We start from the raw sequence: 11,000 nt of genomic DNA on the forward strand, positions 1-11,000 counted from the left end.
GTATCGCATGTTCAAACCAAATTATTCCTGGCAAAGCTGCATAACAGCTGTTTTGCTCTTAAGCCCCTGTACCAGTTTTGCTTCACCCGATAACCTCTCTTCTTATCAGAGTTTCACCGGCTTGGGGTTTACCCCAAATGCTCAGGTGATTGATACTGGGGATTTTCATGTTTCTTTCAGCCAAGGCGTACCTTATCAGGGCTCTATTGCTCAGCTTGATGACTGGTTTTTTGGTGCCGGCATTCTTCCTGGTGTCGAAGCCGGGGGGAGAATCGTTACACAAACATACGATTGTAATACTTACACTAGCAGTGACTGTGGAACCCGAGACTTGTCCGCGTCTTTTAAGGCTCAAGTTCCCTATATCTATGACTTAACTGGCATTCAACTGGCTGTGGGGGCTCAAGATGTTGGTGGTGCTGCCAGCAACTTTAGAACGACTTATTTCGTTGCAGATAAAACCTTCGAAGACTATGGGTTACGTTTTAGTACTGGTTATGGAAAATCCGACCTTAGTCTTGGGATTATGGACGGGCCTTTTGGTGGGGTAGAGTGGCAACCGCTTCCCTTTACTCAACTTGTCGGCGAATACGATGCCAGCGAATTCAATGTCACAGCAAAGGTTTTCACTCCCGAGGGATTTTTGCCCTATGGCATTCAAACCTCTGCACATGTTGAGCTTTACACCGGTCATCAGAATAGTGACCAGACGCTATGGGGCATCAATACAGCCATTCCATTATTAGGTTACAGCAGCAATAACATTAATAGCCGTAAGCGATTGAAGCTGGCCGTACAAGAAACGACTGAGAAGCGTCTTGCCTCTGAGTTGGCTGAAAGCCAATCAACTAGCCTGACGTCTTTGCAACAAGCTCTCAAGAATGAAGGCTTTATCAATATTCAAACGGGCACTCACCTTAACCAATTGGTTGTTGCCCTCGAAAACCGACGTTACAACCACAATGAAGTTGACGGTGTTGGTGTGGCCTTGGGCTTAATCGCAACAAACCTAAGCCATGATACACTCGCGGATATGGTAGGTAGCAGTGATGCACCAGTGATCAACGTGCTGTTGCTGAATAATAATATTCCAGTAATGCGAGTTTCCACTACTCTCGACTGTTATCAGGACTTTTTGGCGACAGGCGAGTTATGCGAGAAGACCTCGTTTTCCTCAAAACACCTCAATGAATACCGAAAACAGACTCAATGGATCCACCAGAATATCAACGAAGGGATTGGTCGTTCGCAACTCATTTTTGCGCCGATTATGAATTATAACGTTGCCACGGAATACGGTGTTTTTGACTATTCTGTCGGTCTTAGTTCCAATCTGTACACACCATTGTGGCAAGGCGCAGCGTTTGATATCCGACATGTATTGCCGCTTGATGATAGCGATGATTATGAGAGCGGTGGTCGCTGGGAAAATCAAAGCTTAGATAATGAGATCAACCGTGTTCTTATTCACCAAGCTTTCCGTCTACCTATTGATATCATGACTCAGTTTTCTGCTGGTTATATCTACGGTGGTTACCTCGGCGGGATGAATGAAACGCAGTGGAATTCTCGTGAAGGAAACCATGGCGTTAGCTTCCAAATTAGCGAATTCACCTACAAGGATGATGTAGACTCACGTGGTCGTCAAATCGAAGACAAAGCGACCCGCTTAGCCAACTATACCTATTCAAAACCAGACTGGAACTGGCAGTTAAGTTTACGAGGTGGGGAGTATTGGTTTGGCGATAAAGGCTTTGATATCACGACCACGCACTGGTTGGGGGATGCTAAATTCTTTGCAAAATACTTAAACAGTGAAGATGAAGAGTTTCTGACTCTTGGGGTCTCTTTACCGTTGACTCCATGGCGAGACATGAAGCCTGGATATTTACAGGTTAGAGGTATCGATCAATATGGGCTGACGGTGCAAACTCGAATCAATGATTCTCACAACAATGTGAATACCGGCCTTGGCCAGTCTATTGAGTTGCAACACAGTTTGGAGCGCGAGTATCTCAACCGTTCGAGGCTAACACCAGCGTATTTCAATACCAACCAACAGCGTATGAGAAATGCGTATATTCGTTTGTTAGAGCAAGAACTGTAAGTAGAATAAAAGTAATATGTAAGGGCGGCTTCCTAACTTAGGTACCGCCCTTTTTTCTTTAGAGGGTTAGATATGTGAGAGTAATAAATACCCTAGAAAATATTATTCGATATTCTGAATTTGTTCACGCATCTGTTCGATCAGAACTTTTAGCTCGACGCCAGATGCCGTAATGTCCGTACTGATTGATTTCGACGCTAGTGTGTTCGACTCTCGATTGAACTCTTGCATCATGAAATCCAGACGACGACCGACAGCGCCACCTTTTTTCAGAATGTTAGTCGTTTCTTTTACGTGAGAGTCGAGACGATCCAGCTCTTCTGCGACGTCAGATTTTTGCGCTAAAAGGATAAGCTCTTGCTCCACGCGAGAAGCATCCAGCTCGACTTTGGCATCTTCAAACTTAGAGAACAGACGCTCACGTTGCCACTCCAGGATTTCTGGCATGCGTGCACGAACTTTTACTACTTCTGCCGTTATAGCATCTAGGCGTTGTTCGATAAGCGCTTTCATGTTGTCGCCTTCACGGCCACGAGCATCAATAAACTCACTCAAAGCTTCATCAAAAGCACTCAGTAAAACCTTGTTTACTTCATCCATGTCTTGCTCTGGCGTTTCCATCACACCTGGCCATTGCATGACTTGGAATGGGTTGATGCGGCTTAGTTCGCCCGTCATGTGCATCACTTGCTCTGCCGCTTTAATCACTTGGTTTGCCAGAGTTTCATTGATGCTAAGTTCACCTTTCGCGGCTGGGTTCGCTTCAAAACGAAGGTTACACTCAACTTTACCGCGAGCTAGGCGCTTACGAAAACGCTCGCGTAGCAAGGGTTCTAGTGCTCGGAATTGTTCTGGCATGCGGAAGTAAGTTTCCAGGTAGCGCTGGTTTACACTGCGGATTTCCCATACCGCCGAACCCCAGTCGCCTTTCACTTCTTTGCGCGCATACGCTGTCATACTGTAAATCATCGAATTTTCCTGTCTTCAATTTTTTGAAAATTACCTAGAGAGTGTATCACGGAGTGAGAATAGGTGCGCGGGATGTAGCGCGATGTACTAGGGAAATGTGCATCGATTGCATGACTTGTGACCTAGGAATCCGGAATCGATTCCGCTATAATCCTCGCCCAACCAAATCGTCTTCTCCTCATATTTAAGGTAGATGCCCATGCGTCCAAACGATCGCAAGGCGGACCAAGTTCGCCCAATCAAAATTACTCGTAACTACACCGCTTACGCTGAAGGCTCAGTGTTAGTGGAGTTCGGTAATACCAAAGTGTTGTGTAATGCGACCGTCGAAGAATCTGTACCGCGCTGGCTAAAAGGCCAAGGTAAAGGCTGGGTAACTGCAGAATACGGCATGCTGCCACGTGCAACACACTCTCGTACTCGTCGCGAAGCGGCAAACGGTAAGCAGGGTGGCCGCACGATGGAAATCCAACGCCTTATCGCGCGCAGTCTACGTGCTGTTGTCGACTTAAAGGCGATGGGTGAGTTTATGATCACCGTTGACTGTGACGTAATTCAAGCGGATGGCGGCACAAGAACTGCTTCAATCAGTGGTGCAAGTGTTGCGATGGCAGATGCGTTCCAGCACCTAATTGAGAGCGGCAAGCTAAAAGCAAACCCAATGAAAGGCCACGTAGCGGCGGTTTCTGTTGGTTTGCTAGGTGAGGAAGTACTGTGTGACCTTGAATATGTTGAAGATTCAGCCGCTGATACTGACATGAACGTGGTCATGACTGAAGAAGGCAAGATGATTGAAATTCAGGGCACAGCAGAAGGCGAACCGTTTAGTCACGAGCAACTGATGGCACTGCTGGAGTCGGCGAAAATCGGCATTAGCGAAATCGTCGCGGCGCAGAAGGCGGCGTTAGAAAATTAATTTTTAAAAATAGCTTCCCCGCAAAGGAAGCTATTTTTTTGCGTATTTTTAGGGCTTTTGTCCTAGAACTTTAATACTGATATCCACACACTGAAAATTGAGAGAAATCCATGAAAGCATACCAGCGTGAATTTATTGAGTTTGCACTTGAGAAAGAAGTTCTTAAGTTTGGTGAGTTTACTTTGAAATCAGGCCGTAAGAGCCCTTACTTCTTTAACGCTGGTCTTTTCAATACAGGTCGCGACCTTGCTCGTCTTGGTCGTTTCTACGCAGCCGCATTGGCAGACTCAGGTATCGAGTTCGATGTGTTATTTGGCCCTGCGTACAAAGGTATCCCTATCGCGACGACAACAGCAGTAGCACTTGCGGACCACCATGATATCGACACGCCTTACTGCTTTAACCGTAAAGAAGCGAAAGACCACGGTGAAGGTGGCAACCTGGTCGGTTCGGCTCTTGAAGGTCGCATTATGCTGGTTGATGATGTGATCACAGCAGGTACCGCAATTCGTGAATCGATGGAAATCATCAAGGCGAACGGTGCTGACTTAGCTGGCGTGTTGGTGGCTATCGACCGTCAAGAAAAAGGCAAAGGCGAGCTGTCTGCGATTCAGGAAGTTGAGCGCGACTTCGGCTGTGCAGTGATCTCTATCGTGAGTTTGGGTGACCTAGTGACTTACCTTGAAGAGAAAGGCAACGCTGCAGAGCACCTAGATGCTGTAAAAGCATACCGCGCGGAATACGGCATTTAATCTATTCTAAAGCTTTAAAACGTAAAAAAGGGGCTGGTGGATATCCATCAGCCCCTTTTTATTTTGTTACCACTTATCTGTAGCGAATGCCTTTTGGCACGTTTTCATCCTGCATGGTTTTGTAGCGCTTATGCAGCCACATCCATTGTTCAGGAGCGCGTAAGATGACTTCTTCCACGTATTTGTTCATGTACGCTGCGGCGGCAACTTCGTCTTTTTGCGGGTAATCGGCTTTAATGCATTTATCTGCAATGATTTCATACTTACCCTGCTCATTACGGAAGCCTGAACCCGGAACAATGGCACACTTCGATGTATAAGCCAGAATGCTCGTACCTGTGGTGGTACAAGCATCTTCTACTGCGAAGAATGGCACATACACCGATTTGTTGCGTCCGTAATCGTGGTCAGGTAGATAGAACAGACGTTCACCACTACGCAAGACGCGAATCATCTTTTTCACGTCTTTACGGTCAATCAGTTTGTTGCCGTTATGGGTGCGGCCCCAGTACTGGATAAAATTATAAGCTGGATTATCGTGTGGACGAAATGCGCCGTAACCCGCAAGTCCCATGACTGCAAAAGCACGTGCGGTGATTTCAAGGTTCAATGCATGCACACAGCAGAGTAGGACGCCTTTTCCTTCTTGCGCCTTTTCTTTCAGAGCACCAACATCTTTTTCCACTAGCAGCGTTTTAAAGCGCCAAGTTGGCCAGAACCAGGTAATGCCGGTTTCGATCAGTGCCATGCCGGTGTTTTTGAAGTTTTCGGTAACGATACGATCGATGTCTTCTTGAGACTTGTCCGGAAAAGCCAACTCAAGGTTACGCTTTGCGACGTGTACTCGTTTTTTACCATAACGCATGCCGAGCTTACCCACCGATTGGCCCAACGACAGAAGCAAGCGGTAAGGAAGAATATTAACGATGATCGCCAGTAGACCAAACCCTATCCATACCCCCCAGTTACGTGGATGGAGAAGGGAAAGAGAAAACTCTGGCTGCATTTGTTTGTCTTTACTCATAATCTCTACTTAATTTGTGCGCTGAGCAATGCCCAATATTCATCAAAGTTGGCAGTAGGTTGATATTTGAAGTCACTACGAACAAAGCGGTTTAGACTGCCCTCTACTTGGCCCAGGATCTGTGCCGCAAGAATGCGTTCTTCTACAGGGAAAGATTTCCCTTCACGAAGTTTACGTTCTCGTAGGATCTGACGCAGCTGTGTTTCAATTCGTTCGAATAGCTGATTGATTCTTTCACGCAGGCGTTCATTCTCAAACATTAGAGCATGACCTGACAGAATGCGTGTCAGACCAGGGTTACGCTCCGAAAAGACCAGAATCAGATGCATCACCATACGGATACGCTCCAAGGTATCTTTTTCGTCGTCAAGAATACGGTTAATACGAGTCATTAATGCTTCTTCAATGAATTCGATCAAACCTTCGAACATACGCGCTTTACTTGGGAAATGGCGGTAGAGCGCCGCTTCTGAAACGCCAACTTGTTTCGCCAGTTTTGCCGTAGTAATACGTGAAGCGCCTTCTGTAGATTCAAGCATCTGTGCTAACGCTTGCAAGATCTCTTCACGACGATTGGATTTTTTACTGCCGGCCATTAGTTATTTCCTTTCAAAATACAAAGTTGAGCGGAGGGGATTATAAGACGCTAAGTCGGATCAAACTAGACTACTGAGGGTGGATTGGGAGTTACAACACCCTCAATTGTCATGTTTGTACTAAATTTTCGCCAGTTTCTTATCAAAAAATGAGCGCTAATTACATTAATGCGTGCATTTTTTCGAGGATTTTAAAACTCAGTGCCTCTTTAGATTCTAAAGCGAGAGCGAGTTCACCTTCTGGCCAGAAAAGAGTAATCGCATTGTCGTTGCTGTTGAAGCCTTGTCCTTCAACCGATACGTCATTTGCACATATCATATTGAGATTTTTCTTCACTAACTTACCACGAGCATAAGTTTCGACATCGTTAGTTTCAGCGGCGAAGCCGACAGTGAATGGGCGCTTGTCTGTCATGGCTGCAACCGACGCAACAATATCAGGGTTTTTCACCATTTTGATGACCATCTGGTCGTTGTCTGCGGTCTTTTTCAATTTTTGAGACGCGATGTCTTCTGGTCGGTAATCGGCTACTGCGGCGCAACTGATAAACGCGTCATGATTGGAGGCATGCGACATTACAGCATCATACATTTCTTGAGCGCTTGCGACGTTAATGCGTTCAACGCCCGCTGGAGTACTTAAACTTACAGGACCACTTACTAGAGTAACCTTAGCCCCCAGTTGCGCTGCTGCATTCGCCAGTGCAAAGCCCATTTTACCAGAGCTGTGGTTGCTGATGTAGCGCACGGGATCGATGGCTTCTTGGGTTGGGCCCGCTGTGATTAGTACTGATTTTCCTTCGAGTACTTTAGGCTGAAAAAACTGCTCACACAGATGCACCAGTTGCATTGGCTCTAACATACGGCCAGGGCCGACATCACCACATGCTTGTTCGCCAGCGCCTGGCCCCCAAATGTGCATGCCACGACGAGCCAAGGTTGCGATGTTCTCTTGTGTGGCCACATTACTATACATCTGTTGGTTCATTGCCGGAGATACCGCAACTGGTGAATCAGTGGCTAACACTAGAGTTGTCAGCAGGTCATTTCCCATCCCTGTCGACAGTCGAGCAATCAAATCAGCCGTTGCTGGCGCGAGCAAGACTAAGTCGGCCCATTTTGCCAATTCAATGTGCCCCATCGACGCTTCAGCGGCGGGATCAAATAGGCTGTCAGAGACTGGGTGGCCCGAAACCGCTTGCATGGTGAGTGGAGTAATAAACTCCTGAGCCGCCTTGGTCATCACGACGCGCACTTGTGCGCCTCTCTCTATTAAACGACGAGTTAGCTCCGCACATTTATACGCGGCAATACCGCCACTGATGCCGAGTAGAATTTTCTTTCCTGCTAGTGTTTGCATGTGAGATCTCCAATTTTTCTGGCGACGAGTTTAGCACAACTCAAAGTCTTACCGCCTGCGTATATTTAGTTTGCTTACTTTGCTATGCCACTATTATGTGGTCGTAATTCGAAGTGACGTACCCCAATAATTCGGCTGAAAATTCACGATCTGGTTGGTAATTTTAAACTTTGATGAACCACTAAATTACACAGAAAATCAGAACGGAACTAAAAAAGCGAAAGTCATACTCGACTTTCGCTTTTTGTTTTGTGGAATAGGGGCTCTTACCTATAAAGAGACAGTCGATGATACTCAAATCCTTACCGAATGAGTCGATGCCTCGGGAGAAGTTGCTCCAGAGAGGACCACAAGCGCTAACCGATGCTGAATTACTCGCTATATTTCTGCGTACAGGCACGCAAGGCATGAACGTGATTGAATTGGCGGATTTCCTAATTCAGGATTTTGGCTCGCTCAGGCAGCTGTTTTCAGCGTCAGAGAAAGACTTCTGCCAACATAAAGGTTTAGGGCAAGCTAAATATGTTCAACTACAAGCCGTGCTTGAGATGACTCAGCGTTATTTAGCGGAAACTTTAAAGCGTGGTGATGCCTTAACCAGCCCGGAACAGACGAAGTTGTACCTCTCATCGATTTTGAGAGATCGACAAAGAGAGGCCTTTTATATTCTTTTTCTCGATAATCAGCACCGCGTTATAAAAGATGAAATCTTATTCGAAGGAACGTTGGATGCGGCGTCGGTTTATCCGCGAGAAGTGGTGAAGCGAGCCTTGCATCATAACGCGGCAGCCTTGATTCTTGCTCATAATCATCCGTCTGGTGTGGCGGAGCCGAGCCAGTCTGACAGAAGAATTACTCGCCGTTTAATCGACGCTTTAGCACTGGTAGATATTCGCATTTTGGACCATTTCGTCATCGGTGATGGAGAAAGTGTCTCTTTTGCTGAAAGAGGATGGATATAACTGTGCGTTTTTTAGGTTGTTAGTTGCAAAAAATCTGCTATCATCCACGCCACTAAATTTTAAACTGAATTCAGCTTGGACTGCTAGAAAAAACCTGCTGTCTAAAAAAAGATCACGAAAACCTGTAAAAAGGATCTGTTCGGGTCTTGAGCAATGCATGTCAAGTTAGTATAATGCGCGACCTTTGATAGCCTTGTATGGATTTTCCATAGCGGTTCTTAACCTCTAACTTCTTTTTGAGAGATAGAGAGGTTCGGCCACCAAGGTTGATATCGAGCTGAAACGATTTTGGAGAAGACATTCATGTCACGAGTATGCCAAGTAACTGGTAAGCGTCCAGTAACGGGTAACAACCGTTCACACGCACGAAATGCTACTAAGCGTCGTTTTCTGCCGAACCTACAAACTCATCGTTTCTGGGTAGAGAGCGAAAAACGTTTTGTTAAACTACGTCTATCTGCTAAAGGTATGCGCATCATCGACAAGAAAGGTATCGATACTGTTCTTGCTGATATGCGTGCACGTGGCGAAAACGTTTAAGAGGAAATAAGCAATGGCAAAGAAAGGCGTTCGTGAGAAAATCCGTCTAGTATCTTCTGCAGGTACTGGCCACTTCTACACAACTGATAAGAACAAGCGTAACATGCCAGGTAAATTTGAGATCAAGAAATTTGATCCAGTTGTACGCCAGCACGTTATGTACAAAGAAGCAAAAATCAAGTAATTGGTTTCTGACTCTTTTACGAATTGAAAAACCCAACTTTCGAGTTGGGTTTTTTATTACCTCCAGTTCCTAGCACCCACCCTCATTACTCTTCTTCACTGCTTTTCTACATCTGTTTACAGATTTTCTAGTCAATATTTATCTGCTTTGCTAATTTACTGTGACTTACAGAAATTAGGAGTGATTATGCGCGTTAGTCCGGCTCGTCGTCGCCGATGGAACAATATCCTTATCCTAGGTGTTATCGCTTTTATCGTGATCTTAAATGCGCCGATGTGGATCAAAACCTACTTACTATCAGAAGAAGTGGATCCATATCCTAATTTACTACGATCTGAACATCAGGTGAGTGCGATTTACTATAGCGGTTGGGAATTAGAACTTAAGAATGGCGAGTGGCAGGCCAATATTAAAGTGAGTATTCCCTCTGAAAAGCTTGTAGCTCGCTGGCAGTCTTTAGAGGGCACGGAGCTTACTGAGCAGCAATTTGAGACGTTGAAACGTCAACTTACAGCGCCAGAGTCGATAGAAGTATGGTATCAGGATCTTGATGAGCCACAGCGTATCACCTTCTACCGATTAAGCGATTTTTGGCTGTTCAAGAACTGGCAAGATAAATGGATTGCGATTTCAGTGGATGATGGTTACCTCCTTCCTGAGTAACATGACTGCTTGAATCACCCCTGTATTTATCCACGTGTTTTCGATTATGCTAGCCGAGCAGATTAATAAGAATAGACAATTGAACGGAGCCAACAATGCCTGAATTACCTGAAGTCGAAGTCAGCCGTATGGGAATCACGCCGCATATGCTTGATCAAACGATCCAGGCGTTTGTGTTTCGTACCCCCAAACTACGCTGGGATATCCCTCAGGAACTGAAGCAGCTTGAAGGGCAAGTGATTCGTGCAATCCGGCGCCGTGCTAAGTACCTGTTGATTGAGACGGATAAGGGAACCGCGATTGTTCATCTGGGTATGTCAGGCTCTCTACGTGTGCTTGATGCCGATTTTCCACCGGCTAAACATGATCATGTGGATCTGAAGCTGACTAATGGCAAAGTACTGCGCTACAACGACCCGCGTCGATTTGGAGCGTGGTTATGGTGCGCGCCGGGTGAGTCTCACACCGTGCTTGATCATATGGGACCAGAGCCGTTAACTGACGAATTCAATGCTGAATATGTGGCAGAAAAAGCGCAAGGCAAGCGTGTTGCTGTAAAGCAGTTCATTATGGACAACAAAGTCGTGGTCGGCGTTGGTAATATCTACGCGAATGAATCCCTGTTTAAATCTCGGATCCATCCAAGCAGACCTGCGGGGCAAGTGACGGCAGAAGAGTGGAAGTTACTGGTTACCAATATCAAAACCACGCTAGAAATCGCGATAAATCAAGGTGGTACTACGCTCAAGGATTTTGCGCAGGCAGACGGCAAGCCTGGATATTTTGCTCAGGAACTGTTGGTATATGGTAAAGCGGGAGAGCCTTGCCCTGAATGCGGTGAGCCACTTCAAGAGCAAAAGATTGGTCAGCGTAATACGTTCTTTTGTGAGGAATGCCAGAAGTAAAACTTTTCGCTAGAAGTGCTTT

General features: G+C 46.0%; 12 protein-coding genes. 8 read left to right on the plus strand and 4 right to left on the minus strand.

All coding sequences use genetic code 11. The features are described from left to right. Positions 1-7 precede the first annotated feature (7 nt). Entirely contained in the window at positions 8-2,107 is a 2,100-nt protein-coding gene (locus tag VER99_RS00845) for a YjbH domain-containing protein (RefSeq protein WP_020335714.1), read from the plus strand. 102 nt (positions 2,108-2,209) lie between these two features. Here the strand turns inward: VER99_RS00845 and VER99_RS00850 are convergent, their stop codons facing one another. After that, on the minus strand, positions 2,210-3,076 hold the full coding sequence (locus VER99_RS00850) for a YicC/YloC family endoribonuclease (RefSeq protein WP_020335715.1): 867 nt from the start codon (positions 3,074-3,076) through the stop codon (positions 2,210-2,212). Between the two features lie 199 nt (positions 3,077-3,275). Between VER99_RS00850 and rph the strand changes: the two genes are divergently transcribed. Beyond that, a complete protein-coding gene (gene rph, locus VER99_RS00855) occupies positions 3,276-3,992 on the plus strand; it encodes a ribonuclease PH (RefSeq protein ID WP_020335716.1) in 717 nt (238 codons plus the stop codon). Positions 3,993-4,102: 110 nt separating this feature from the next. Beyond that, positions 4,103-4,744, plus strand: a complete 642-nt coding sequence (pyrE, locus tag VER99_RS00860) for an orotate phosphoribosyltransferase (protein WP_014230580.1) — start codon at positions 4,103-4,105, stop codon at positions 4,742-4,744. Positions 4,745-4,817: 73 nt separating this feature from the next. Here pyrE and VER99_RS00865 read toward each other — a convergent pair whose 3' ends face one another. From VER99_RS00865 to coaBC, 3 genes are all read right to left on the minus strand, one after another. Next, positions 4,818-5,768 carry a Kdo(2)-lipid IV(A) acyltransferase gene (locus tag VER99_RS00865; RefSeq protein WP_020335717.1) on the minus strand — a complete coding sequence of 317 codons (951 nt, stop codon included), beginning with the start codon at positions 5,766-5,768 and terminating at the stop codon, positions 4,818-4,820. Between the two features lie 5 nt (positions 5,769-5,773). Next, entirely contained in the window at positions 5,774-6,364 is a 591-nt protein-coding gene (gene slmA, locus VER99_RS00870; RefSeq protein WP_014230582.1) for a nucleoid occlusion factor SlmA, read from the minus strand. A 160-nt stretch (positions 6,365-6,524) separates the two neighbouring features. Beyond that, positions 6,525-7,724: a bifunctional phosphopantothenoylcysteine decarboxylase/phosphopantothenate--cysteine ligase CoaBC gene (coaBC, locus tag VER99_RS00875; RefSeq protein WP_020335718.1), complete on the minus strand. Its 1,200-nt coding sequence runs from the start codon at positions 7,722-7,724 to the stop codon at positions 6,525-6,527. 287 nt (positions 7,725-8,011) lie between these two features. Between coaBC and radC the strand changes: the two genes are divergently transcribed. The 5 genes from radC (at position 8,012) to mutM (ending at position 10,978) form a co-directional block, all read left to right on the plus strand. After that, a complete protein-coding gene (radC, locus tag VER99_RS00880) occupies positions 8,012-8,686 on the plus strand; it encodes a RadC family protein (RefSeq protein ID WP_014230584.1) in 675 nt (224 codons plus the stop codon). A gap of 303 nt (positions 8,687-8,989) precedes the next feature. Next, positions 8,990-9,226: a 50S ribosomal protein L28 gene (gene rpmB / locus VER99_RS00885; RefSeq protein WP_005384783.1), complete on the plus strand. Its 237-nt coding sequence runs from the start codon at positions 8,990-8,992 to the stop codon at positions 9,224-9,226. A 13-nt stretch (positions 9,227-9,239) separates the two neighbouring features. Then, positions 9,240-9,410, plus strand: a complete 171-nt coding sequence (gene rpmG, locus VER99_RS00890) for a 50S ribosomal protein L33 (protein ID WP_004410866.1) — start codon at positions 9,240-9,242, stop codon at positions 9,408-9,410. A gap of 186 nt (positions 9,411-9,596) precedes the next feature. Then, entirely contained in the window at positions 9,597-10,073 is a 477-nt protein-coding gene (locus tag VER99_RS00895; protein WP_020335720.1) for a biotin/lipoyl attachment domain-containing protein, read from the plus strand. Positions 10,074-10,168: 95 nt separating this feature from the next. Next, positions 10,169-10,978: a bifunctional DNA-formamidopyrimidine glycosylase/DNA-(apurinic or apyrimidinic site) lyase gene (gene mutM / locus VER99_RS00900; protein WP_020335721.1), complete on the plus strand. Its 810-nt coding sequence runs from the start codon at positions 10,169-10,171 to the stop codon at positions 10,976-10,978. The last annotated feature ends 22 nt before the right edge of the window (positions 10,979-11,000 follow it).

Source organism: Vibrio natriegens NBRC 15636 = ATCC 14048 = DSM 759, from assembly GCF_035621455.1.
GTDB lineage: Bacteria > Pseudomonadota > Gammaproteobacteria > Enterobacterales > Vibrionaceae > Vibrio > Vibrio natriegens.